This is a genomic window from Shewanella sp. BJSY2023SW005 (assembly GCF_047314585.1).
GTDB lineage: Bacteria > Pseudomonadota > Gammaproteobacteria > Enterobacterales > Shewanellaceae > Shewanella > Shewanella algae.
This window is the reverse complement of the sequence record NZ_JBKORJ010000010.1, coordinates 29,630-56,201: the sequence shown is the minus strand read 5'-3', so window position 1 is coordinate 56,201 and position 26,572 is coordinate 29,630. Positions and strand designations below refer to the sequence as shown.

The following is a 26,572-nucleotide window of genomic DNA, read 5'->3' as shown; positions in this document are numbered from 1 at the left end:
CGCCCGTTGCTATTGATGGATTTTCCGATATGAAACATCTGGCCATGTTCTGGCATTTGATAAAACCCTTTTGGTGTAATCGGCAACGGCTGCCGGCGTTGGCATTGCTGCTGGTGGTGTTGACCTTAAGCCTCTCTTCGGTCTGGTTCAGCGTGCAGCTCAACCAGTGGAACGGCGACTTCTTCAACGCGCTGCAGCAGTTGGATGGCAGCCTGATTTATCCCCTGTTGCAGCAGTTTATGCTGATCATAGTCGCCTTGGTGCTGGTGTTGGTGTACGCCGACTACCTAAAGAAAAAGCTCATCATACAGTGGCGTGAATGGATGACCCGGGATCTCTGTAGCCGCTGGCTGTCGCCGGACAGTCGCCATTACCGAATCCAGCTTGGGCAGCAGGAGCCTGACAACCCGGATCAACGTATTGCCGAGGACGTTTTCCTGCTGGTGGACACTTCGCTGGATCTGCTGTTGTCCTTCTTGCGTTCTGTACTCACCATAGGTTCTTTTGTGGTGATCCTCTGGACGCTGTCCGGCGAGATCAGCATTCCCTTGGGCGATGCCGAGTTGACGATACCCGGCTACATGGTGTGGGTCTGCCTGCTCTACACCCTGATAGGCACCCTGATCACCCACAAGGTGGGTAAGCCATTGCATCGGCTTAACTTTCAGCAGCAAAAGCGTGAGGCGGATTTCCGTATCGCCCTGGTGCAGCGCCGTAACCACAGTGAAGCCATTGCCGGTCAGCGAGGTGAGGACTGCGAGCAGCAGGCTCTGGCACAAAGCTTCTCCCGGGTAGCCGGTAACTGGTACGCCTTGATGTCCAAGGAGCGTAATCTGGCCTTCTTCACAACAGGTTACAGCCAGGTCACCATGCTGGCGCCGATATTCTTTGCTCTGCCCAAGTTTCTTGCCGGGGCAATTCAGCTCGGCGGTTTGATGCAGATAAAGATGGCCTTCACCCAGGTGGCCAGTGCCCTCAGCTGGTTTATCTACGCCTATAAAGACCTGGCGCGCTGGAGCGCTACGGTCGAGCGTCTGAGTCATTTTGAAGCCAGTCTGTTTGCCGATACGCCGCGGCCCGAGGCGGCAGTCGCCGCCAAGCCCTCAGCTGCAACCGATAGTGTCCCAGATAAAAGTGTCAATGTGCTTGAACCTCAGGCAGTGCCGCTGTTGCAGGCCAGTCTGGATCTCTTGTTGCCGGATGGTCGGCCGCTGCTGCAAAGACTGCGCCTTTCACTCACACCGGGAAAGCTGCTGGTACTGCACGGCCGCTCCGGTATCGGTAAAACCAGTTTACTGCGAACCCTGGCAGGCTTCTGGGATGGCTATTGCGGGGAGCTGGCGACTCGGGTCAGCCCCTGCTGGATATCCCAGCGCCTTTATCTGCCGGAGGGTTCACTCAAGTCGCTCATCTGTTATCCGGCTGCCACCCAGAGGTTTAGTGATGAGCGTTGCTGCCAAGTGTTGCAGCAGGTGGGGTTAGGGGAGCTGCAGAGCATGCTCGAACACACAGACAACTGGCTGCAGCGGCTATCGGGCGGCGAGCAGCAAAGAGTGATGTTTGCCCGGTTGCTGCTCAACGCCCCTGAGCTGATCCTGCTGGATGAAACCACCTCGGCACTGGACATAGCCGCCGCCACTTCGCTGCTGCAACTCTTGCGCGCCGAGTTGCCCAAGGCCTGCATAGTGTTGGTCAGCCATCAATTGCCACTGCATCAGCTGGCCGATGAGATTATTTCCCTGGAGCAGGATGAACAATGTCAACCTGCCAACATCACCCGCCTTATGGAGGCCTGAAATGAAACCCTTGATAGTATGTTTGCTGGCCGGGTTGCTGCTGGCTTGCCAAAGCACTACTGAGCCGAAACCAGAGTCACAACAACATTCAACGTCACAGCAACCACTCGCCGAGGGCAGCTTGCCACTGAGGCCGGATCTGCAAACTTATACCTTGGAAAACGGTTTGCAGGTGATGCTGCTGCCCAGGAAAGATCCGCGGCAAAATGTGGAACTCAGGCTGCTGGTCAAAGCCGGCTCGCTGCAGGAAACCGACGCCCAGCAGGGCTTGGCCCATTTCGTTGAACACATGGCGTTCAAGGGCACAGAGGCGTTTGCGGATCAGCAAAGCTTTAAACAATTGGAGCAGCAGGGGATCAGCCTTGGCAGCCATGTCAATGCGGTCACCAGCTTTGCTTCCACCGTCTATAAGTTGTCTTTACCCGCCGCCGATGAGCAGCAAGTGGCATTGGGGCTGAAAATCTTATCCCAGTGGGGTCATAAGCTGACATTCGATCCCCAGGCGTTTGAGCGCGAGCGGGAAGTGATCATCGAAGAGTGGCGTCTGTGTCAGGGGCTAGGGCAGAGGATCAACAGCGCCCTGGAGCAACTGCGTTATCAAGGCAGCGAACTGGCCGAGCGTAATCCCATAGGTCTGCCAGAGGTGATCCGCAATGCGCCTGTGACCCTGGCCAAGCAGTATTATCAGGACTGGTATCAACCGCAGAATATGGTGCTGATGATGGCCGGTGAGTTCGATGTCGAAGACGCTCGGCAGCATATCGAGCACTTCTTCGGGCCTATGGCGAAGGGCGACAGCAAAGTCTCCGCCGACTGGGGCCGTTTCGATTCCTCTGCTGCCGAGGTGCAACTGCAAACTGTGTTGGATCCCGAGCAATCGCAGCGTTTTATCCAACTCATGCTGCAACAGCCCTTGCCCGCGCCGCTCAATAGTGTCAACGGTCAATGGCGGGATCTGCTCGACAGGCTCTGGCAGGCGGTACTGAACCGTCGGCTTGGCCTGATGGTGGATGAACAGCTGTTTGCCAAGGCGCAGCTCGGCGATCAGAGTGCGGTGTTGTCGCCCTCGCGAATTCAGCATCTGGCGATTCTGCACCCGCTCGATGCCGACTATGGCACAGCGTTGCAGCGCTTTGCCACCGAGCTTAAACGTTTGGCGAGCCAAGGGGTGAGCCAAGCCGAGCTGGATGCCGTCAAGGCGCCCTTGCTGGCGCGCTTGCAACAGCAGGCGCTGAGCGAGTCGCGCTATGACAGCGGTTATCTGCTCGAGCAATTGACCAATGCCGTCAGTTTTCAAATGCCTATGCTGAACAAACAGCAAGAGTGGCAGATGACCCAGACCTTCCTCGCCGAGGTCACGCCCGAGCATCTGCAGGCGGCGGTACAGTCTTTGCTGCAACAGGCCGAGGTCAAAATTGCCCTCATAGGGCCGGACACAGACGCCGAAAAGCTCAATAAAAATAGCCTGCTGACCGCCTGGCAACAGGGGCTGGCGAGCACGCCTGGCGCCTTTGCGCTCAAACCCAGGCAACTGATACTGGACTTAACGCCGCCTGCGATGAATAAGGTCGTGGATAGAGCATCACTGCCGGCGCTTGGCGCCTTGCCCAAGGTTCGCAGCGAGCGCTGGCAACTGGCCAATGGCCTGACCTTGCTGCTGCACAGCGATCCTATGCTGACCGATAACATTCAGCTGGATCTACGCCTTCCCGGTGGCCGCTCTCTGGAGAACCACAACACCAAGGGCTATGTCAGCCAAGCGCTTTACCTGCCATCCTCCTGCTGCATCATGGCCTGCGTGGTCAAGCATCCGCCGATACCCTGGCGCCGCTGCTCAAGCTATTTGCCCTGCGTTTGACTCAGCCAAAGTATTGCCAGGAGGCCTTGAGCAGGCAGCTTGAGGCCATTCAGCAACAGCGGAATCATATGCCCGCCGAGCGGCGCTTTATGGACGCCATCACACAAGCCGCATTCGAGAACGGAGAGCTGCTCTTGATGCAGGGCAGTGAACCTGCATCAGAGCTGGCAAGGCTTGAGCAATTAGATAGGCAACTGCTGGGTGATCCGGGCGCCATGGTGCTGAGCATCAGCGGCAATCTGCCGCTCAAGCAATTGGGCGAGCAGGCCAACCTCTGGCTCGGTCATCTTGCCAAACAGGATGGCAAAATGGCGCAGAGCTGGGCTGATCGCAACATTCGCCCCAAGGCCGAGTCCATGGAGCGCCGTTACCCCTGGAGCCGCAGCCCGAAAACCATGGTGCAGATCCAATACAGCCAGGATGCGAAGTGGAGTGCGGCAAACAGTATGGCGATGCAACTGATAGAACAGGTGCTGAACCAAAGGCTGCGGCAGAAACTGCGCATCGAGGCTTCCGGTGTCTATGTGATCCAGATGTCGCAGCTATTGGCGCGTGACCCGGCAGCTTATTATCTGGGACGGCTCAACTTCACCGCGGCACCTGAGCGGGCCGAGGCGCTGGCCGCAGACGCCGATGCCGTAGTGCAGCATCTGGTGCGCGAAGGCATGAGTGTGGCCGAGTTCAAACAGGCCAAACAAACCCTGGCCGTGTTGCAGCGTCAACAGCGCCAAAGCGCCGCCTTTTGGAGCGCCGCTCTGGCACAGACCATGGCCGATGAAGGGCGACTTCAGGAGCTGGCCGAGACTGATAACACGCTGAATAAGCTGACGCTGGAACAGACCAATCAGTTGCTGCAACAACTCTTGGGACAGCATAAGAAGATCTTTATGTTGGAGCCGGCAGAGGTTTAATACCCAAGAGCCGAGGTATCTAACAAGACGGCCAGTCGGCCGTCTTGTTTTTACTAAACAATATCTTGTGGCTATTTGTCATGGCTACCTGTTGTCGAATTATATGTATGAGGTGTGTCGAATATTTCGCCATCAGGTCTACTCGTTGACATGGGGCTATGGCAGACTGAATTTATGTTCAGGTGACGACAGCTAAATGTCCATGGAGGGGAAGGTGAGCAATTGTAAGTTGCCGATAGAGCGATTTGCTTTTCTCGAGATGTTGGCCTTTTGGAAAGGGAGAGTCCGCAATAAAGATATAGAACACCAATTTACCATTACCCGTCAGCAAGCCCACAAAGATTTGGCCAAATATCGGGAACTGCACCCCGGCGCCCTGATAAAGCTTGATAAGGCCTGCTTCGGGTTTGCGGAGCACGCCAGTCTCAGCTACTCATCTGCTTCCCTAGATGATTTTTTCCTCTGGTACGAGACAGGTTACTTTGCTCAGCCCCGCCCCTTGAATGGCTCCTGTGCCACCCGAATGGCATTGCCGGAACGCAACATTTGCCGCCATGTCCTCGCCGGTTTGATTAATGCCATCGAGCAAAACCTCAGGCTTGAGGTGGAATATGTCTCTCTGTCCAATCCCGAAGATGAAGGCCGAATTTTTACCCCTCACACCTTAGTCAAAGCCGGCAGCCGCTACCATGTTCGGGGCTACTGCGAAAAGTCAGCGGCTTTCCGCGATCTTGTTCTGAGCCGCTTTCGGGGAATTCCTGTTGTGGAGGGCATCGCCCATCAAACTGTAAAAGAAGACTCTGCCTGGCAGACCATGCTGGCGGTAATTCTGGCTCCGGATCCCCGCCTGACAGCACAGCAACAACAAGTGCTGGCCAAGGATTATCAGATGGAAGGGGGACAACTCATTATTCAGTGCCGGGCAGCCTTGGTGGATTACCTGCTCAGGGAGATGCAGGTCAATACCAAGTATCTGGATGGCACTCCTGAGGCTCAGCAGTTGGTGCTGGTAAACCGAAATGACATCAAGCAGTGGTTATTCAATAGCTAGGACCGGCATGGTTTGAGCCAAGGTAAACTCAGTTAACCTGTAAGAATTTACAGGATTGTCAGTGTGTTGGGTTTAGTCAAAGCTAAGCCCAAGAGTAGGGAACGGACACGAATGGCATGACAGAATACTATTACCGTTATTGGGGCAAGGCACAAAAAGGTGTCGATCGCTCCGGAGATGAGTACCATTTGTTGGCTTATCACGCCTTGGATGTAGCCGCTTGTGGTTGGTGCCTGATGTCTGAAAAATATGACTTTGGCAAACGCCTCGCAAAGCAGTTGCAAATATCTCAGCAACAGTTACAACGCTTGTTTGCTTTTTTACTTAGTATTCATGATCTCGGTAAATTCGCCCGGGCTTTTCAAAACCTGGTTCCCCATCTGTCTGAACAGTTAACCGAGTCGCTATTCGATTATCAGTATACAGAGCGGCATGATTCCTTGGGCTTTTGGTTGGTAAGAGGCGCTGATGACATTATTGAGGCATTTGCCAATCAAGCCGAACTCCCGGCGCGAAAAGTAGCTATTAGCACTACATTCAGCTGTTGGTTGCAGATAGTGATGGGTCACCATGGACAGCCACCGAAAGCGCGGCCTAAATCACTGCCGCAGTTTTTTAGCACAGATGATATTGCCGCCGCCGCTAGTTTTGTAAAAGAGATGCTGGCCTTTTGGCTTACTCCGGACGAGGTCGGGCTGCTGTTTGATAAGGGATTGCGCGCTCGGTTGCAGCAGTGTTCCTGGCAATTGGCGGGACTGGCCGTTTTGGCAGACTGGCAGGGGTCAAATCAGCATTTCTTTCCTTATCAGAGTCGTGTTATCTCCCTGAGTGACTATTACCAACAGGCCCGAAAGCAGGCTGCTGAAGCAATAGCACAGGCGCAGTTAGCGCCCCTGGCTGCCAATCCATTCAATTCGATTCAGCAACTGTTCCCCTTTATTCAAACTCCCACTCCCTTGCAGCAATATGCTGTCGACCAAGCGCTCAGTGATTCCCCGCAGCTGTTCATCCTGGAAGATGTCACCGGTGCCGGTAAGACAGAAGCTGCGCTCACCTTGGTACACAGAATGTTGACCCAAGGTTTGGCATCTGGCTTGTACGTTGGTTTACCGACTATGGCGACTGCCAATGCCTTGTATCAAAGGTTGGCGGCTTGCTATCAGGCGTTGTTTAATCCCGATAGTCGCCCTTCGCTGGTGCTGTCCCATGGGGCCCGTCACCTATCGAGCCTGTTTCGTCAATCGGTTATGTTACCGGAACAGCCCAAGGACCTCAGTTACCAAAACCAGGAACTCTCGGCATCGGCCTATTGCAACCAGTGGTTGGCCGATAGCCGCAAGAAGGCCTTGTTGGCCAATGTTGGGGTGGGCACGCTGGATCAAGCATTGATGAGTGTCTTACCCGCCCGTCATCAGTCACTGCGTTTACTGGGACTGTCCGGCAAGGTGTTGTTGGTGGATGAAGTCCATGCTTACGATGCCTATATGCAAACCTTGCTGGCAAGACTCCTAAAACTGCATGCCAGCCAGGGGGGCAGCGCAATCTTATTATCGGCAACCTTGCCCCAGGCGATGAAAACCACCTTGCTCAAGGCTTATGCCGAAGGTTTGGCGCAACCGTCTCTGGAGTTAACGTGCAGTGACTATCCTCTTGCGACCCAGTTTCCAGCCGTTTCCTGCCATGAATACCCCTTGGCTACTCGTGCCCAAGTGTGCCGCACCGTGAATGTCTCCAGGTTGGCAGATGATCAGCAGGCATTGACACTGATAAAACAAAGTTGTGCCAGGCAAGAGTGTGTCTGCTGGGTGCGTAATACCGTAGATGAAGCCCGCGCGGCTTATGAAATGTTGCACAACTGCGGCTTTGACGCGGAACGGCTGACTTTATTTCATAGTCGCTTTGCCATGGTGGACAGGCAAAGGATTGAACAGCAAGTACTCGCCGCCTTTGGCAAGGAAAGCAATGCGGCGACTCGAGCCGGACGAGTGTTAATCGCCACTCAGGTGGTTGAGCAGAGCCTGGATCTGGATTTTGATCTGATGATATCCGACCTGGCTCCAATCGATTTAATGCTGCAGCGAGCCGGGCGCTTACATCGGCATCGTCGCCTTGCCAATGGCGACCCCATTACAGATGCCTCTGCTGATCGGCGTGGTACACCTTGCCTCTACGTGGTCAGCCCGGAGCCGACTCTGGATGCCGAAGCGGATTGGCTGCCCAAGCGCAGCGGCAGTCGCGCCGTATACCAAGATTTGGCTTTGTTGTGGCGTTCTGCTTATTTGCTGTTTGGCAAACCGGCTTATTGCATGCCTGAAGATGCCCGTGACTTGATTGAGACCGCCTATGACATGGATACCCCTCTCGATGCTCCAGAAGCCTTACTCGACAGTAGTTATCAAGCCTTGGGGGAGCATAAGGCTGCCATCAGCATTGCCAATGCCAACTTGTTGAACATAGAGCAAGGGTACAGTCAGTCGAGTAACGAGACAGGTTGGGGGGAAGAGCTCAATGTGCCCACCCGCCTCAGCGATAAGACCCTATCAGTGGTATTAGTGGGCAAAGATGAGCAGGGCCAATGGCAACCGTATGCTCAAGAGCATGAATTTGCTTGGGATCTTAGTCAATTAACCCTGAGAGAAAAGCAATGGGTCGAAGCCGATGCGGCCCTCTCGGCTGATATTAAGGCGCAACTGCAAGCCCTGCAGGCCGCAACCCCGGCCTTGAAGTGGCATCAGTTGTTCCCGCTGGCTCAGCAGTGGCAAACATTTTATTCCGCCAAGCTGGGCTGGGTGGGGCAAAAAGGAGAAGCTATATGAATCTAATCAATGACGCCTGGATCCCGGCGATTCGGGCCGATGGCTCAACCTGCCAAATTGCACCTTGGCAGCTAGCCGAAACGGATAATCCCGTGGTGGAACTCGCCGCAGTGCGGCCAGATTTTCAAGGCGCACTCTATCAATTCTTGATTGGTTTGCTGCAGACAGTGGTGGCCCCGCAAGATGCGGAAGACTGGAGTGATAGGTACGAAGGTGCGCCGGATGCTGAGCAGTTAAAGGCTCGTTTTAGTCAGCTGGCGCCGGCGTTTGAGCTTTTCAGTGAAACCGCTCAAGCGGCCTTCTTGCAGGACTTGGGTCTGGCAGAAGGCGAAGCGAAGGAGATTGCCGGGCTGTTAATCGAGGCTCCGGGCGGTAAAACCATTAAAGACAATCTCGACTTCTTTGTTAAAGGCGGCCTAATCAAGCAGCTTTGTCCTGCCTGTGCGGCCCAGGCATTGTTTACCCTGCAAACCAATGCCCCTTCCGGCGGGGTTGGCCATAGGGTTGGGTTGCGGGGCGGCGGGCCATTGACTACGCTGCTGCGTCCGGTTGGGCCATCGAGTCTGTGGCAAAAGCTATGGTTGAATGTGCTGGATACTTCAACCGGGTTTAAGCCGCCGCTTGAGCCGTTATCCGCCGATATTTTCCCTTGGTTGGGGCCAACCCGGCTTTCGGACAAGGGCGGCACGGCGACTTTTCCGCAGGACGTGCACGCCTTGCAAATGTATTGGGGCATGCCGCGTCGTATTCGCCTGCGACCAACCGAGATGGCCTGCCAGTGCGATCTTTGTGGCCAGAATAGCCAGATTGGTGTCACTCAGTTTATCACCCGTAACTATGGGGTGAACTATGATGGGGCTTGGATGCATCCATTGACGCCCTATCGAGTCGACCCCAAGAAGGAAAAAATCCCCTTATCATTAAAGGGGCAAAAAGGGGGCTTGGGTTATCGCCACTGGCTGGGGCTGACGCTGGCCGACAGTGACAACGGCGATCAGGCAGCCAAAGTGGTGCAGGACTTCTATGAACACAAAACCTATGCCCTGAGTAGCAAGCAGCAACTGCAACTGTGGTGCTTTGGCTATGATATGGACAACATGAAAGCCCGCTGTTGGTACGAACAGACGATGCCGGTATTGCAGTTGGCGAGCGAGCACACCACTCAGATGCAGGAGTTGGTGCAATACCTGGTCAATGCTGCCCGCGAATCTGCCAAGCTGTTACGTCATCATGTTAAGCAAGCCTGGTATCGGCGTCCCCAGGATGTATCCGGTGACATTAGCTTTATCGATGCCGAGTTTTATCACAGCACATCCGCTCACTTTTACAACTTGTTGAATGATTGCCTCGTTGCGGTTCAGGGGCAAAGTCTTCAACGCTCCGAGATTTTTCATGTCTGGCATCAACAGCTGCAGCGCACGCTGGCAAGGGTGTTTGATCAATTTACCTTGAATGCCACCCCGGAAGATCTCGACCTGAAACGGGTTATGCAGGCGAGGGCATCCCTCTTTAAAAGTTTTAATACCAATAAGCAAATTAAAGTCATTAAACCGAGCAAATCCACAACCAAGGAGGCCGTCTGATGAGCGAAAACTATGGGTTGCAGGAACATGGGTTACAAGGGGCGGATGGCACGGCGCTTAGGCGCTGGCATACCTCTCTCGATGAACAACGTGGCATGCGGGCGCAATTGCGCCGAGTCGATAAACCGGAAGAAGTGTTGATGACAGAGGCTTTCGCCCACTTTTTGCAACGAGTACCGGCCTCCTGGCGCACAGAGCAACAGCTGATGGCGAGTGCTCTGGTTGCTGCCATTCTGCCTTGGGTTAAAACAGATGACGTTGGCCGCAGTTTTGCCCGCCAACTGAAAGGCCACGAAGAACGCCCGCTTATGAGTGAAATGCGCTTCAAACAGTTGCTGAAAAGCCGTACTCCCGAGGAGTTTTATCGGCGCTTGCTGCGCGCTGTTCGTCTGCTCGATGGCAAGGTGAATTTATTGTCGCTGACAGCGGATATTTTGCAGTGGTATAGGGAGTTTTATCAGGGGCCTGAACGTAACCCGGTTAATCGTTTGGCCGTTAAATGGGCGCGGGATTATTACGCCGCTTAACCTTCAATTTTATGGTGAATTTTAAGGAAAAAATGATGAGTCGTTTTATTCAGGTACACATGTTGACCAGCTATCCACCCGCTAACTTAAATCGTGATGACCAAGGCAGACCCAAGACCGCCAAAATGGGTGGGGTCGAGCGTTTACGAGTGTCGTCCCAGAGTTTGAAGCGCCACTGGCGTACCTCAGAGTTATTCCAGAGTGCCCTGGCGGGGCATCTTGGGGTTCGCACCAAAATGCTGGGCGCCAAGGTTTTTGATAAGTTGCTGGCTGCTGGCGTGAAAGAAAAAAGTGCTATCGAATGGAGCTGCGCTATTGCCGAAGTGTTTGGCAAATTGAAAAAGGCCAATAAAGACAAGCCATTGATAGAACTGGAAATTGAACAGCTGGTGCATGTCAGCGGTGACGAGTTGGCAGCGATAGATGCCTTGGTGGAAACTTTGATTGCCGAGCAACGTGCGCCGCTCAAAGAAGAACTGGCATTGCTGCGTCATAATACCAGTGCTGTGGATATCGCTATGTTTGGCCGCATGTTGGCGTCTAAACCCGAGTTTAATATTGAAGCCGCTTGTCAGGTGGCCCATGCCTTAAGCGTTCACCCTGTGGTGATTGAAGATGATTACTTCACCGCGGTGGACGACCTCAACGATGGCCGCGAAGATTCGGGTTCATCCCATATAGGTGAAACCGGTTTTGCCGCTGGATTGTTTTACAGCTATATCTGCATTAATCGTGAACAGCTGGCCGACAACCTTGGCGGTGATGCTGCGCTTGCTGATAAGGCGGTGGCGGCATTGATAGAAGCTGCCGTAAAAGTGGCTCCTTCCGGTAAACAAAACAGCTTTGCCCAGCAGAGCTACGCCAGCTATGTGTTAACCGAAATCGGCGAGCAGCAGCCGAGATCTTTAGCCAGTGCCTTTCTCAAGCCCATAGAGATAAGGGGGTGGAAAGATGCTGACTATCTCGAAGAGGCCACTTCACGCATTCAAACCCAATATCAACTGTTTGACAAAGCCTATGGAGCCTGTGCCGCCAAGCGCTACGAGCTGAATGTGAATGCCGAACAGGGCACATTCGCCGAGTTGCTCGCATTTGTTGCCGGGGCAGATAAGTAACGGAGGCGGCATGGAATATTTAGTCATGCGCCTCTATGGGCCAATGGCCAGTTGGGGGGATATTGCCATCGGCGAATCCCGTCACAGCCACTATGGCCCAACCAAGGCGGCAATAATGGGGTTGGTGGCTGCAACATTGGGGCTCAAGCGGGAGCAGGAAGCGCAACACTTAGCCCTGAATCGTGGTTACCAACTGGCGACAGAGGTGCAGGCTGGTCAGCTGTTGCGGGATTATCATACAGTGCAGGCACCGGATAAGGTGGGGAAGTTTCAATATCGAACCCGCCGCGACGAGTTAATCTTGGGGAGAGACAGGCTGGGCACAGTGCTTTCAACAAGGGAATATCGTACCGATGCCTGTGCGTTAGTGGCACTCAAAGCTAATGACAATGCACCCTATAGCCTGCAACAACTGATGGATGCCATTACTCGGCCGGTATTTGTGCCTTATCTTGGGCGTAAAGCCTGTGTGCTTGCGGCGCCTATGGAGCCTCAGCTCATTCAAGCAAAGGGTTTTGCCGACGCATTTCGTCAGTATCAGCCCCTGGTTGCATTGAATTTGCCTCGTGACACTCACGCTAGAGATTACTTTTGGGAAGGTAAGCTGCAGGACTATGCCGCCGAGGGCGACTGGGAGTCTCAAGTGATGCAATTGGTATTGCACGATCAGTTGCGCTGTCGTCAACGCTGGCAGTTTGAACCGCGCTGCGTGTATCACCTACATCTATCGGAGGAGAGCTGATGTTCTTATCTAAAGTGACTTTCCGTCCGGATATTTTACATAATTCGCAGTTGGTGAAGGTATTGGCTGGCAACAGCTATGGTTATCACCAGTTGCTTTGGGATCTCTTTGAGCAATCCCAACGGGATTTTCTGTATCGGACGGAACTCGCCAAGCAGCAAAATAGCCCAGATATGGCGTTGGAAGATGGGCCGCTGTTTTTTATCCTGTCGCAAACCCAACCTAAACTGGACTCACCACTCTTTTCAGTGGTGAGCAAACCCTTTGCACCTACTTTGGTAGAGGGCACGCGCTTGGCTTTTCGGCTGCGGGCCAATCCCGTGGTGACCCAAAAAGGCAAACGGCACGACTTGGTGATGGATGAGCAAATTGCTTTTTATCAGCGTATCGCCAAGGAACTGGGCTTAACACCTGCGGCGAGTAAAGGGGCGTTGTTGCAACAGCTAAAACCAGCAGCCATACGACCACAGTTAAATGATTGGCTCTTGAGCTATTTGAGCCAAACTCGTTACTTTGCCGCAGTGAGAGGTTTGGCCTGCGAGTCGTTGCTGACGCTGGCGCTGCAAGAGGCTGTCTCAGTCCGTCTGCAGCATTGGCTTACGGATAATCCGTCCCGCCAAGGCATTATGTCGCTGGTGTCCTACCCGGTGGAAGATGAACAAAGCGATGAGCTGGTTGAAGCTAGCCAGTTTCAATGGCAAGCCTATCAGGCGCATCCTATTCCTGAAAAAGGTAAGCAAGCGCAATTTCGCAGTGTTGATCTGCAAGGCGAGTTAATTGTGCACGAGCCACAACAATTCTTGCAATTGCTGGCGCAAGGCATAGGCCCCGCCAAGGGCTTTGGATGTGGGCTTATGTTAATTAAACCTGTCATCTCATAACTCATAACAAGGAGACGTTATGCCGTTTATTCCACTGCAGCCCATCCCCATGAAAGACAGAGTCTCGATGATCTTTTTGCAATATGGGCAGATTGATGTAATTGATGGTGCTTTTGTGCTGGTGGATAAAAACGGCATTCGTACCCATATCCCAGTGGGCTCAGTGGCTTGCATCATGCTGGAGCCGGGCACCCGCGTTTCTCATGCGGCTGCTAAGCTTGCTGCTGCGGTAGGCACTCTGTTGGTGTGGGTGGGCGAAGCCGGTGTCAGGCTATACGCCAGTGGCCAACCCGGAGGAGCGCGTTCCGATAAGCTGCTTTATCAGGCCAAATTGGCCCTGGATGAAGAGTTACGTTTAAAAGTGGTACGCAAGATGTTTGAACTGCGTTTTGGCGAACCGGCACCCAGCCGCCGCTCAGTGGAACAGTTGCGCGGTATTGAGGGCGGGCGGGTAAAGGCTACCTATAAAATGCTGGCGCAACAGTATGGTGTACCTTGGCACGGCCGCCGTTATGATCCTAAAGACTGGAACCGCGGTGATAAGGTCAATCAATGTATCAGTGCAGCAACCTCCTGCCTGTATGGTATTACCGAGGCCGCGATTTTGGCGGCTGGATATGCACCGGCAATCGGATTTATTCACAGTGGTAAACCACTTTCATTTGTTTACGACATAGCCGATATCATCAAGTTTGACAGCGTAGTGCCTAAAGCCTTTGCCATTGCCAAGCAAAATCCGCGCGAGCCAGAGCGGCAGGTGCGCATCGCCTGCCGGGAAATTTTTCGTAACGATAAGGTGCTTAACCGTTTGATCCCCCTTATCGAGGAGGTACTGGCAGCCGGTGAAATTGAGCCGCCTCCAACTCCAAAGGATGCCCAGCCCATTGCTATACCAGAGCCGAAACCGTTGGGAGAACAAGGACACAGGAGCCAGTAACTATGAGTCTGTTGGTTGTGGTGACCGAAAATGTACCGCCTCGCTTACGTGGTCGTTTGGCCATCTGGTTACTGGAGGTGCGTGCCGGGGTTTATGTGGGAGACACCTCCCGCAAGGTGAGGGAAATGATTTGGTATCAAATCAGTGAATTGGCAGAGGAAGGCAATGTGGTGATGGCCTGGGCCACCAATACAGAATCAGGATTTGAATTTCAAACCTTGGGTGAGAATCGTCGTATGCCGGTGGATTTGGATGGTCTGCGACTGGTCTCATTTTATCCAACTGAAAAATAACAAAATATTGCTCTTTAACAACTTGGAATAATAGCCTAAAAAGTTGGTGAATATTTTTAAGTGAAAAATCGCTTAAAAAACAATAGTATTTACCAAGAGTTCCCCGCACCCACGGGGATAAACCGGAAATGTTGACCCAGTTTCCGCTGCCAATCTGGAGTTCCCCGCACCCACGGGGATAAACCGGTATGTAGAGAACAGACGAGGAGATTGTCTATGAGTTCCCCGCACCCACGGGGATAAACCGTGGTACAACTGACACCGCTGAAAGCTCACAGGGAGTTCCCCGCACCCACGGGGATAAACCGCAAAAATCGTTTGCTTGCTATGATTCGACTCGCGAGTTCCCCGCACCCACGGGGATAAACCGATAAAGAATTGATTGGTCAACGCATTAAAGCGGTGTTCCCCGCACCCACGGGGATAAACCGAGAGCGCACGAGAGACGGCCATCAGATATGACGTGTTCCCCGCACCCACGGGGATAAACCGAACGGGCCTCCAGGCATCAACTAACCGTGCAGGTGTTCCCCGCACCCACGGGGATAAACCGTGAAATGATAGCAATATGCTTGCCTGGTTAGAGTGTTCCCCGCACCCACGGGGATAAACCGTTAGTATTTTTATGGGGTGTTTTTTTGCTGTTGTGTTCCCCGCACCCACGGGGATAAACCGGAGATAAACAGTATTCGATAACAGGCAAAGAGGTGTTCCCCGCACCCACGGGGATAAACCGACTCATATATTCAGTGACACTTTTCGGGGTGGGTGTTCCCCGCACCCACGGGGATAAACCGACACCACCCAACGCACCGAGTACAATACGGAAGTGTTCCCCGCACCCACGGGGATAAACCGCGTATCAAATCAAACCAGGTAACAATCCAGCCGTGTTCCCCGCACCCACGGGGATAAACCGCAGATTGGTTCAGTCAGTTTAGCGCGCCTGTTGTGTTCCCCGCACCCACGGGGATAAACCGGCCGGTGGTGTAGAGTTCCGCTATCCATTCAGGTGTTCCCCGCACCCACGGGGATAAACCGCGTATACAGTGGGCTATGAAATCCTGACTAAGGTGTTCCCCGCACCCACGGGGATAAACCGTTTCCTACTTGTCCTCTCGGTTATTTCAAGTGGTGTTCCCCGCACCCACGGGGATAAACCGCGCTATACCTCCGGAGACTCAGTATTTTCTGGCGTGTTCCCCGTACCCACGGGGATAAACCGTGCTGCTTCTCCGGCTTTTATTCATCCAAAATGTGTTCCCCGCACCCACGGGGATAAACCGCCCCTGGTAGGATTAAAGCGAGGGTCTTGTGAGTGTTCCCCGCACCCACGGGGATAAACCGCCGTGTTTGCCCTGCGCAATAACGGCATACAGGTGTTCCCCGCACCCACGGGGATAAACCGGTTTACGTTTTAGGTAGCACGTTGATTGAATGGAGTTCCCCGCACCCACGGGGATAAACCGCCGCTATCCACCATGCCAGCGCCCTGGCTGAAGAGTTCCCCGCACCCACGGGGATAAACCGCCATGGTGGACTACAACGCCAAGCTAGGCGATGAGTTCCCCGCACCCACGGGGATAAACCGCTGCGCCTCACCAACTCGGCCGACAATGTGATGAGTTCCCCGCACCCACGGGGATAAACCGATTCATATGTTCCACCTAATAAATGGCCTGCAGAGTTCCCCGCACCCACGGGGATAAACCGCTCATTGGCTTTTCGGGTGAGTGCAGACACTCGAGTTCCCCGCACCCACGGGGATAAACCGTTTTTCGATACCGTGGTAGGTAACATGCAGCTGAGTTCCCCGCACCCACGGGGATAAACCGCGCCTCAGCTCTATCCATGAACACGCCATACTGAGTTCCCCGCACCTACGGGGATAAACCGTTTATCCACATCGACATTGACGACTCGCTGCCGAGTTCCCCGCACCTACGGGGATAAATCGGAATAGCGAACCATTTGAGGATGTTGTCGCAAGAGTTCCCCGCACCTACGGGGATAAACCGGTTAGATTGTTGAATGATGGTGGTTATATTGGGAGTTCCCCGCACCTACGGGGATAAACCGTCGGCCAGCTCTCTCGCTTCATCTGTTTGGAAGAGTTCCCCGCACCTACGGGGATAAACCGCGTTGACAGAATAAATGAGTTTCGTGGTTATGGAGTTCCCCGCACCCACGGGGATAAACCGACGGAGAGTAACAACGTGGAATTTGATTACGAGTGTTCCCCGCACCCACGGGGATAAACCGTATTACGGCCGTAACACTGCTGTAGGTGTGCTGTGTTCCCCGCACCCACGGGGATAAACCGTTACCGAAGAAGAGTTCAGAGCAGGGTTTTATGAGTTCCCCACACCCACGGGGATAAACCGACTTTTAGGAAAGCCGAGGAATGTTGGTTCCTGTGTTCCCCGCACCCACGGGGATAAAGTGTATTTCTTTACTGTACAACCCCAGCAAAATCCGAACGTCCTGCATTTGTGGGGCTGAAGAGGCCGAAACTGAGGAGATCTAAATAGCGGCCCGCCTCAAGGCAGCATATCTACTCGAAGTAGTCTGCTGGCGCTGCGGCCTTTGTCGTCGCTGACCGATAACTGGAAGCGTCCGGCTCTGGGCGGGCGCCACTCCAGGGTTTGGCCCGGCAGGCTCTGGCCGAGCAGGCTGTTACCGGCAAACCAGTAGAGTATTTGGCTGTCGGAGGCGGCGTCGGCCTTGAGGGCGATGTGTTCATTGGCCATGCTTTGGCGCAGGCTGTAGGTGACGCCTTTCAAGGGGGAGCGGATAAGCGGGGCAGTGTAGCTAACCGCGACTCTTTGGCTGCAGGCGGCCGGAAGCTCCGGCGGCCTCCTGCGGGGTAAACCTGCCTGCTCGAACAGGGCCGCCAAGTCTGACGGCCAGAAGGCAAACACCTCCTGGTGGTGAATTGCCGGATCGTAGGGCGGGCAGACGGCGGCGCCGGTTTTGTTATCCAGCCACACGGGGCGATGCAAGTTGGAGACCTTGATGGGGGAAACTCCCGGGATATACCAGCCATCGACCAATTTGGGGCACCAAGGGTTGGGCAGCTCGCCGGAGGCGGCGCAGAAGGCCACCTTTTTCACCGTATCCGGCGGCGTGTTGGCCATGTCGGCCGTGCCGGGCAGCGCGCCCTGCAAGGCATCGCTGAGGGCGAAGAACAATGGCCCGGCGGTACGGACGCCGACAAAGGCCGGGTTGGGGGTGGCGTCGAAGTTGCCCACCCAGACCACCAACACATAGGGGCCTGTGATACCGGCGCTCCAGGCATCGCGATATCCCCAGGAGGTGCCTGTTTTCCAGGCCACTGTCCAGTTGCTGCCGGGCAGGCCGTCGGCGCGGGGGTTGTCCTTGAGTATGTCCCGCACCATAAAGGCAGCGGCCGGGCTCAGCAACCTCTTTCCTTGCGGGTTGATGGGCTGGCTTTGTTGATCCCGCAGCGGGTAGTCATGGCCCTGGCTCGCCAGCATCAGGTACAGCCGCGCCAGCTCCGCCATGGTCAGCTCACCGCCGCCCAGCGCCAGGGATAAACCATAATGACTTTCACCCCTGAGCCCCTGAATACCGGCCTGGCGCAGGAAGCCGTAGAGATTGGGTTGGTTCACTTGTCCTGCTAGCCACACGGCCGGCAGATTGCGGCTCTTGACCAGGGCGTCGTGGGCGCTGATGGGGCCGGTAAATCTGTGGTCAAAGTTCTCCGGTTGGAAACTGCCAAAGGCGGTGGGCGCATCCTTGAGTATGCTCAGCGGATGTATGAGCCCCTGATCTATGCCCAGGCCAAACAGAAATGGCTTCAGGGTTGAACCCGGCGAGCGGCGGGCGGTGACGCCGTCCACCTGGCCTTGGATATCGGTATCGAAGAAGTCTGCCGAGCCTATCCAGGCTTTGATGCTCTGATCGCGGCTGTCCACCAGGATTGCGGCGGCATTCTTGACCCCCAGATGGCGCTGGCTTTCGATATACAGCCCAAGGCGCCGCTCCAGCAAGCTCTGCAAGCCGACGTCCAGGGTGCTGTGAATTTGGGTGTCACTATTATCCCGCAGCAGGCGGCGGCTGAAGTGCGGCGCCAGAAATGGCAGCTCAGTGCGATCATGGCCGATGGCGGTGAGGGTCAACAGGCCGTTGTTGCGGGGATCGTCGCGATAGCTTTGCTGCCAGAGCAACGCCAGACGGTCGCGGGCATCCTGAAAGTCGGCACCGAAACGGGCGCGGCGCGCCGGGCTTTGCGGCATGACCGCCAGGCTGAGGGCTTCACTGAGTGAAAGTTGACCGGCGTCTTTATGAAAGTAGATGCGGCTGGCAGCGCCAACACCTTCAATATTGCCGCCCATGGGCGCCAGATTGAGATAGGCCTCGAGAATATCATGCTTGGAGTAACGCAGCTCCAGCCAGAGCGCCGCCAGCATCTGCTGCAATTTCCCGGCAACCTGGCGGCTGTTGATGTTGTAAACCCGCCGGGCCAGCTGCATGGTCAGGGTCGAAGCGCCCTGGCGATCATCCTTAAGATAGGTAGCGACTATCGCCCTGGCGGTGGCCGCCGGGTTGATGCCGGGGTGGAAGTAAAAATAGCGGTCTTCCTTGAGCAAGATGGTTTGCACCATGTTGTCTGAAACCCCTTCCAGGGGTTGCCAGAGCCGATACTGGCCATCACTGGCCAGCGTCAGCCGCAGCAGACTGCCATCGGCGGCCAACACCATGCGGGAACTGGGCGCCAGCTTTGAAAAAGGTTGTGCCGGCCAGAGTCTCAGCCCCAGCAGCAAGGCTGCCAGGGCCAGCAGGCACAAATAGCGGCGTTTCATGGCGCTTCGATCACCAACTCACCACTTGGGCCCTGAGCCTGAACCAGGGGATCATACAGCCCCTCGGCGTAGGCGGGCGGCACCTGGAACTGGCCGACATTGGTGGCCCTAACCTTGTAGACAAAGGTTTTGGCATCGCGCCAGGCGGTACCGTAGAGCACCAGGCGGTCTTCGCGTACATTGAGCCACTGTGGCGACCAGTCGCTGTGCTGAGCCATACCCACAGGCGGCTGCCAGCCGTCGAAGCTGTCATCCTTGTCACGATAAACCGGCTCCACGCCGCCGGGCAGCAGATCTATTACGACCACCTGCCGCAAATTGTCCATATCTGTGGCGCGCAGCCGCAGCCTGACCAGGAATTCATCCCCGACCTTGACCTTGCCAAGAGGTTGCTGCTCCAGGGTCAGATAGTCGCGGCTCACCTCCAGCCCCTGGCTGAAAGGCTTGGCCGGGCTTTGGTCAAATCCCTGCTGACTGAGAAGATAGAAGGCAGGGTTGCTACCGGTTTTCTGGTATTTCACCTCTTCACTGCCGAGGGGCAGCTTAGCCTTGGGTAGACTCAGTGCCTGCCAGGCCTTATCGACCAGGGCTTGCATGGCCAGCCCCTGATCACCGCGGGAGTTATCCAGAGCGGTCAGCGCCCGCACCAGAGTTCCGGCAGACAGCGAGCTGTAACGCTGCTCGCTGAGCCATTGGCCCATGCGCGGCAGCAACTGTTCCGGCAGGTCATCCAGGCGCTGTGGCGCCTGACGGGCGATGAGTGTCAGCAGCTGGGCATCGTGCACCATGGGATCAAGGTAGAGGCCGAGGCGCTGGGGCTTATCCTCAAGCAGCTGCCACTTCTGCGCCTGCCACAGCGGCTCGGCCAACTGTTGCTGCTGCATCAGGGTAAAGCTGGCGGCCAGCCAGGCACTGGCGATGTCCGCTTGCCAATCCTTGGGATAGTAGCGCTGCAAACGCTCGCGGATGTCGGCCAGGGCACCGCTCACCTGCACGCCCTGGCGGGCCAGCAGATACGCGCCATAGGCACGCTCGCGCAGCTCATCCAGGCCGCTGCTGGGGCCGGAGCTCACGCTCGACAGATAGCTGTTGGCCTTGTCCAGTAGATCCTGGGGCACGGGGTAACCCTGGGCCTTGGCGTCCAGCAGCATGTCTACCACATACAAGGCCACCATAGGCTCGACTATCGGGTTGGCGGCCCAGAGACCGAAGCCGCCGCTGCTGTTCTGGCGGCTACGCAACTGGCCAATGAGTTGGTTAAAGTCATTGAGATTATCCTGGGGCTTGCCCAGCAGCAGTGCCGGTACGGCTTTGGATACCAACTGCTCGGTACAGGCGTGAGGATAGTTGTCCAGATAGTGGCTCAGCCCCTGAGCCCACACCAGCGGACTGTTGCCGAGGGCCGCTTCCACCTTGCTGAACGGCGTAAACAGCTGACGGTCAAGCTTGAGCTTGGCTTCGGCGCGGTCGAGCACAGCCGTGGCAAGGGTTAAACGGTGGGGCGTTAACGGCCGTACCGAGATGCTCTCGCTGATCTTGAGCTCGCCTTCGCTGGTGTCCAGCTTCCAGTGGAGCTCCCCTTGACCCAGATTCTCGCCTGCCTTGACGGCAAAGTGCGCCGTGGCTTCACGGCCCGGTTCGATATGGAATTGCTGCGGTTGCAAGTCGCTGCGAAGGGCGCCGCTCAGGCTGAGGGTCAGGGTAACATCCTGCGCCTCGGCTTCTGTGTTATAGAGTCCCACAGTCACATCGGCGCTGTCGCCGGGTGCCAGGAAAGCCGGCACATTGGGGCTCATCACCACAGGCGCCTTGACCGCGACACTGGCCTCGCTGGTGCCTATGCCGCTTTCGGTGGCACTGACGGCAAAGAAGCGGATACTGCCGTTGAAGCTGTCGGGCACAGTATATTGCAGCCGCTGCTCTCCGGCGGCCAACTCACGAATACCCGACCAGTAGACCACAGGCTTGGCGCGTTTGCGCTTGAAGGGGTTGAGGTTAGCTGCCAGCAGCGCGGCGGCGTCACCTCCGGGGGCGGCCTGGCGCATCAGCACCTTGAGATCCGGCAGCAGCAGGTCGAGAATTTGGCTCGAATCTACGCTGAGAGCCTTCTTGTCGAAGAAGTGCGCCAGTGGATCCGGCGCTTCATAGCGGGCCACCTGCAAAATACCGGCATCAACCCCGAATACCACGACTCTGGCTTTGCTTGGCAGCTTGAGGTCGATATCCAGCTGCGTCCCGGGTTTTACCTTTTCCGGCAGGCTCATGGCGATGGCCTGACGCCGCTCACCGAGATCCACCTTAAAGGGTTTCACGGCATAGGACAGCGGGCTCATAAAGACTTCTTCCGAGTCCGGTGCCCGCAGGAACTGCACATTGATATAGGCATTGCCCTCAATGCCTTGCGGCAGGGTAATGCTCTGCAACGAACGGGTGCTGTCGGCCTTGAACCATTTGAAGGCGTAGACCTTGTCTCTCTCTATGGTGATGAGTCCGGCGCCGCTGTAAGGGGCCTGAATCGCCACCTGAATGCTTTCACCCGGCAGATATTCTGCCTTGTTTAGCGTCAGTTCCAGCTCGGCGTTGCGCTCCAGCGTGCGACTGGCGTTGCCGCTGCCGGCAACGCTGTAATCTATTTGGTTCAACTGGCGGCCGTTTTCATCCAGCAGTCGCAGGCGGTAGTCACCCGGCTCCCTGGTGTCGAGTTCCAATTGGCCACCGCTTGCGGCCAGACTCAGGGCTGTACTGCCCAGCAGTTTGTCTTTGCGGCGCGATTCATAGCGGTAGGTGCCGTCATTCTGCTTCACCAACACAGACACCCAGCGCCGGGCGATACGCTCGACTTTGAGCTCAGTAGCCACACCTTGAAGGTCCTGGCCAACGGCTTGCAGGTTCAGCACACGCTTGCCGTCTTTGTTGATGAAGTCCAGATCGCCATCGCTCTTGTAGCCCAGTAACCAGTCGGCATCGGATACCAGTAGCTGGTTTTGGGCGCTGACACCGTGGCCTGAGCCGGCTTCAAATACCCGAGCCAGCAAGTGCAGCTTGTAAGTGCTGCCGGCAAAGCGGTCCAGCGCCAAGTCCAGGCTGGCCTTGCCTTCGCCGTCTGTGGTGGTTTCGCTCAAGTCTTCGCGGAACGATTCCTTGAGCTTGCCCAATACCCCAAAGCGATAGCCGGGCCAGGCTTTGAAGCTGATATCGGTTGGTGACAGCACCATTTCGCCGCTAACTCGGCGATCGCTCGCCGGGCCGCCGAAGAGTTGCTCGGCCAAGACCTCGGCCTTGAGTTGCTGCGGCTTGCGCCAGCCTTCAAACTGCTTGTCGGTGCCCAAGTCGGTGCCCAAATAGACTCGCACCTTAATGCGATCCGGCTCGAAGTCGCGCACCTTGAAGGTGACATCACCAAGACGCGTGAGGCGGTATCTGTCTTTGATGAGGGACAAAGTGGCGAGATAGTCACCGGCAACCGCGGTTTCGCCGGCGCTGAAGTCCAGGCTGTCAAAGCCGCTGCCATCGAGTTTGAAGGTGCGATCCAGCACGGTTACACCGCGGGGGTCGGTGATCTGCATTTTCACCGGCAGGCCACCCAGGGCGGTACTCCAGTCCTGACCCCGCACCAAACTGGCGATATGGGCCGTCTCACCGGGGCGATACAGCCCGCGGTCGGTGAAGAGGTAGGCTCTCAGGGCGCCGGGATCGTCGCTCTCGTAGCTGCCGCCGGTATCGAAACGGGACAGATTGAGCTGGCGACGCCAATCAGCCAGCGGCAAGAAGGAGAGATCGCCATCCTTTTCGACCCGATAGTAGAGCGGGGTCTTTTCCCGGCGCAGATCGCCAAGCTTGGCAAAGCTTGCATGACCGCGTTCATCGGTCAAAGCCTCGGCTACCGGCAAACCGTTGCGGCCGATGACGGCCACCCGGGCGCCGGCCACCGGAGTCCCCTTGCCGAGGGATTGCACGAACAGATCCTGGCTGCCATCACGGCTACGTTTGGCGAGTATGCCCAGATCTGTTACGACCACAAAGCGCAGATCGTGGGCTTCGGTTTGGTAATAGTCGAAGGTTTGGCTGTCTCTTTCATCGGCCGGAGTCAGCTTGACCACAAAGATGCCGCGCTTGTCCTTGAAGAAGGGCTTGAGGTCGACGCTGCCGTAGAGCGTCTTGCTGGGATCGCGCCCGGCAAGCTGTTGCTTGAACACCTGACGAGTGACCAAACGGTCGAAATCTGTGTTGTTGAGGTAGGGCTCGGCAAAGCTGCCCGAGCTTTGATCTATCAGGGCATTAAGCTGGTCCGGCAGTAGCTGGGCGACCTCAATTTGCACCTTTTGCACACCACGGGCCAGATAGCCGAGGCGTTGATCTTCGTCCAGAGTCAGCAAGGAGCCTTCGCCGAGGAAGTTGAGCGCCTTGGGGTATTGCGGCATTCGCAGCACAGTCAGCACGGCATCGCGGGACAGATAACCCCCTTGGCCTTCGACTTCCTTATCCACCATTACCGCCAAGTAGCGATCGACCGGAGCTTTCAGCTTGAAGCTGTGTAATTGGTTGAGGCCTTCGGCACCGGGGATCTGGGTCAAGGTCAGTTTGTCGGCCTTGGCCAGTACCTGTTCGGTGACATTTTCCTGATACCAGTGTCGGCTTCCCTTGGGATTTTTCACCGGCAGCAACCAGGCATGTACCTTGCCTTGAAGCGCTTCGTCGTTGACCGGACGTGAGCTTTCCATCGTCAGCACCGGCTCGGGTTCATCCTTGTCGTTGTAGGCGAAGTTGACCTGAGCCTGTTTAAAGCTCAGCTGATAACGGCCGGGAACCTCTACTTGCCATTGGCTCTTGCCTGCCTTGTTGCCGCCGCTGGCCGCCTGGATCCCTTTGCTGACTTCCAGGGTTACAGTGCTCTGCTCCAGTGGTGTGGCGAGCGCAGGAGAATGTATGTAAGCGAACAGATGCTTGTCATCGAAGGTGACTTCGGTATCGCCATTGCCGCTGTAGGTCAAGCCGGGGCTCAGCAATATCGCCAGTTGGGGTTTTACCGAGGCCGTATCCACCGGGTGGCTGAAGGCCAGGGTGGCGACCAGCTTTTGAATACTCGGCTGGGCCGGATCCTGGTACAGGCGCCCCTCAGAGATGGTGGCCGTGAAGGCGGCTGTGCTGAATTCGCTCTGGTATTTATCCAGTAAGATATGGTCTGCCAGCAGCTGTTTCTTATCCAGGCTGACTGCGAACTTTTCCGCAATCGGCCAGTCGTTATCCGGAGTAAATTGCAGATGCTTGTCACTGGCCCAGCGCCACTGCCCGGCGAGTTGGGGGCTGAGGCTGACGCCTTTGGAGACTGGTTTGCCTATGACATCCAAAGGTGCGACCGAACCACTGAAGGTCAGGGTCAAGGGAGCGACCTGAGGTTTGGCCTGGTGGTAATCGGTCAGCCGCGGCGCCTTGAGCGTATAGTGCAGGGTATAGGGCTTGGGTAAATGCTGATACCAATACCAGCCGCCCCAGCAAAGCACAGTCAATACAGATAGCAGCAGTAAACTTCCCAAGGCTTTAAAGGGATGCTTTATGCACCAATGCATCCAGGGCGGAGCCTGCCAGTGACCAAAAACGGCAGCGAGAACTCGCCAAACTACCGAGAAGAAATTTCCTATAAGCTGTCTCATCAGTCCATGTCCTTGCTGTGTCTCGTAGCGCTATCGCCAAGTTGGGTGACGTTTTAAAGATGTCAGTCGCCGATGTCAATCAGACCGGGCCGATGCTGTGATGCCTTATTCGATATCGCCTCTGCAACTGAGACTCCATGGTACAACAATCGGGCTGATTTTTATCCGTGTTACTTTGATAAGTCGGTGGCGATCAACAATATAGTGTCTTTATGGAGGGTAAAACAAAAAAGGCTTACCGTTTTATGGGTAAACCTTTTTAGTTACAGCATCTAGCGAACTGGTTATCAGTTCATGCCGTATTTTTTCAGCTTCTTGCGCAGTGTGCCGCGGTTGATGCCCAGCATGTTGGCGGCGCGGGTCTGGTTGCCACGAGTGTGCTGCATAATGATATCAAGCAGAGGTGCTTCAACTTCGCATAGCACCATTTCATAAACTTCCTGAGCTTCTTGACCGTCCAACTGAGCGAAGAAGTTGCTGACAGCGCGCTTTACAGCGTCGCGTAGTAACTGGGGCTTGATGGTGCCGTTAGCGGTTTCGATTTTGCCTACGGTAAGCTGATGAGCTTCTGTGTGAGTTGTCTGATCAAACATTCGTATTCTGCTCTTTATTTATCTAGTACACATTCATCAAAAAAACGTTCCACCATGGAACATTGTTCTGCAGCGGTTTCCAGCCGGTTAAAGTCGGCACGGAACTGGCGCTGTTCTTCCTGGTCCAGGTACCATCCCATATGTTTTCTGGCGAAGCGGACGCCCTTTACTTCCCCATATAAATCATACAGTTTGGTTAGGTGTTCCAGCATCACTTGACGCTGCTCTGCCATCCCTATGGGCGCTAGCTTGCTACCTGTGTCCAGGTAATGCTGGATCTCTCTGAAAATCCAAGGCCTTCCCTGGGCACCCCGTCCTATCATCAGGGCATCGACACCTGTGTAATCCAGCACGAAACGCGCCTTCTCCGGACTATCGATGTCCCCGTTGGCGACAACAGGAATCGAGACATTCTGTTTGATTGCCTTGATGGTGTCGTACTCGGCATGACCCTTGTACATGCATTGGCGGGTGCGGCCATGAACCGCGAGCGCCGTAATGCCACTCTCTTCGGCAATCCGGGCGATTTGAACACCATTTCTGTGTTCTGGGGCCCAGCCCGTGCGAATCTTCAGCGTTACCGGCACATCCACTGCGGCAACCACGGCATCCAGTATTTTCTTTACCAGTTCCGGCGATTGCAGCAGGGCAGAACCCGCGAGCTTTTTATTCACTTTTTTTGCCGGACAACCCATGTTGATATCTATGATTTGGGCGCCTTGCTCCACATTGTAGCGGGCGGCCCAAGCCATATTATCGGGGTCAGCCCCGGCGATTTGTACTGAGCGTATGCCTTCTTCACCCGAGTGCGTCATTCTCTGGCGGCTCTTGTCCGTGTCCCAAAGGTCGGGATTGGACGAAAGCATCTCTGACACTGCCATGGCAGCACCATAACGGATACAGAGATTGCGGAAGGCCTGATCGGTGACACCTGCCATTGGTGCCACGATCAGCTGATTCTTCAGTTGATAGGGTCCAATCTGCATTTTGCT

The 26,572-nt window shown here is 55.5% G+C and carries 16 protein-coding genes and 1 CRISPR repeat array; of the genes, 12 read left to right on the top strand and 4 right to left on the bottom strand.

Features of this window, described 5'->3' with window-relative positions; all coding sequences use genetic code 11:
* Positions 1-29 precede the first annotated feature (29 nt).
* The 12 genes from ACMHXI_RS01320 to cas2e all read left to right on the top strand — a co-directional run bounded on the left by ACMHXI_RS01320 (position 30) and on the right by cas2e (position 14,510).
* On the top strand, positions 30-1,796 hold the full coding sequence (locus ACMHXI_RS01320) for an ABC transporter ATP-binding protein/permease (RefSeq protein ID WP_345874325.1): 1,767 nt from the start codon (positions 30-32) through the stop codon (positions 1,794-1,796).
* Position 1,797: 1 nt separating this feature from the next.
* Entirely contained in the window at positions 1,798-3,654 is a 1,857-nt protein-coding gene (locus ACMHXI_RS01315) for a M16 family metallopeptidase (protein WP_413733810.1), read from the top strand.
* Positions 3,655-3,680: 26 nt separating this feature from the next.
* Entirely contained in the window at positions 3,681-4,565 is an 885-nt protein-coding gene (locus ACMHXI_RS01310) for an insulinase family protein (protein ID WP_413733809.1), read from the top strand.
* 214 nt (positions 4,566-4,779) lie between these two features.
* Complete coding sequence (locus ACMHXI_RS01305) at positions 4,780-5,616, top strand: WYL domain-containing protein (protein ID WP_208125181.1); 837 nt, start codon at positions 4,780-4,782, stop codon at positions 5,614-5,616.
* 116 nt (positions 5,617-5,732) lie between these two features.
* Positions 5,733-8,432: a CRISPR-associated helicase Cas3' gene (gene cas3 / locus ACMHXI_RS01300; RefSeq protein ID WP_208143209.1), complete on the top strand. Its 2,700-nt coding sequence runs from the start codon at positions 5,733-5,735 to the stop codon at positions 8,430-8,432.
* Positions 8,429-10,015, top strand: coding sequence for a type I-E CRISPR-associated protein Cse1/CasA (casA, locus tag ACMHXI_RS01295; RefSeq protein ID WP_109247147.1), 1,587 nt, complete (start codon positions 8,429-8,431; stop codon positions 10,013-10,015). The genes cas3 and casA overlap by 4 nt, the downstream gene beginning before the upstream one ends.
* Complete coding sequence (gene casB / locus ACMHXI_RS01290) at positions 10,015-10,542, top strand: type I-E CRISPR-associated protein Cse2/CasB (protein WP_037467993.1); 528 nt, start codon at positions 10,015-10,017, stop codon at positions 10,540-10,542. Before casA ends, casB begins: the two co-directional genes overlap by 1 nt.
* A 35-nt stretch (positions 10,543-10,577) precedes the next feature.
* Positions 10,578-11,657 (top strand): type I-E CRISPR-associated protein Cas7/Cse4/CasC, encoded by a 1,080-nt coding sequence (gene cas7e / locus ACMHXI_RS01285; protein WP_187575259.1) that lies wholly within the window; start codon positions 10,578-10,580, stop codon positions 11,655-11,657.
* A 10-nt stretch (positions 11,658-11,667) separates the two neighbouring features.
* Positions 11,668-12,399, top strand: coding sequence for a type I-E CRISPR-associated protein Cas5/CasD (gene cas5e, locus ACMHXI_RS01280; protein WP_101054633.1), 732 nt, complete (start codon positions 11,668-11,670; stop codon positions 12,397-12,399).
* Positions 12,399-13,280, top strand: a complete 882-nt coding sequence (gene cas6e, locus ACMHXI_RS01275; protein ID WP_413733805.1) for a type I-E CRISPR-associated protein Cas6/Cse3/CasE — start codon at positions 12,399-12,401, stop codon at positions 13,278-13,280. Before cas5e ends, cas6e begins: the two co-directional genes overlap by 1 nt.
* Before the next feature lie 19 nt (positions 13,281-13,299).
* Complete coding sequence (cas1e, locus tag ACMHXI_RS01270) at positions 13,300-14,217, top strand: type I-E CRISPR-associated endonuclease Cas1e (RefSeq protein WP_101054639.1); 918 nt, start codon at positions 13,300-13,302, stop codon at positions 14,215-14,217.
* Between the two features lie 2 nt (positions 14,218-14,219).
* The gene (cas2e, locus tag ACMHXI_RS01265) at positions 14,220-14,510 is read left to right on the top strand and encodes a type I-E CRISPR-associated endoribonuclease Cas2e (RefSeq protein ID WP_039034047.1); all 291 of its coding nucleotides are present in this window, start codon (positions 14,220-14,222) and stop codon (positions 14,508-14,510) included.
* A gap of 96 nt (positions 14,511-14,606) precedes the next feature.
* A CRISPR array of direct repeats spans positions 14,607-16,955; the repeat unit is 29 nt; unit sequence GTGTTCCCCGCACCCACGGGGATAAACCG.
* A 95-nt stretch (positions 16,956-17,050) separates the two neighbouring features.
* On the opposite strand, the gene pbpC is transcribed toward cas2e, so the two are convergent.
* The 4 genes from pbpC to dusB all read right to left on the bottom strand — a co-directional run bounded on the left by pbpC (position 17,051) and on the right by dusB (position 26,566).
* Positions 17,051-19,336, bottom strand: a complete 2,286-nt coding sequence (gene pbpC / locus ACMHXI_RS01260) for a penicillin-binding protein 1C (protein WP_144164051.1) — start codon at positions 19,334-19,336, stop codon at positions 17,051-17,053.
* The gene (locus ACMHXI_RS01255) at positions 19,333-24,987 is read right to left on the bottom strand and encodes an MG2 domain-containing protein (RefSeq protein WP_413733801.1); all 5,655 of its coding nucleotides are present in this window, start codon (positions 24,985-24,987) and stop codon (positions 19,333-19,335) included. The genes pbpC and ACMHXI_RS01255 overlap by 4 nt, the downstream gene beginning before the upstream one ends.
* Positions 24,988-25,274: 287 nt before the next feature.
* Positions 25,275-25,580, bottom strand: a complete 306-nt coding sequence (fis, locus tag ACMHXI_RS01250; protein WP_025011339.1) for a DNA-binding transcriptional regulator Fis — start codon at positions 25,578-25,580, stop codon at positions 25,275-25,277.
* 14 nt (positions 25,581-25,594) lie between these two features.
* Positions 25,595-26,566, bottom strand: a complete 972-nt coding sequence (gene dusB / locus ACMHXI_RS01245; protein WP_025011338.1) for a tRNA dihydrouridine synthase DusB — start codon at positions 26,564-26,566, stop codon at positions 25,595-25,597.
* Between the last annotated feature and the right edge of the window lie 6 nt (positions 26,567-26,572).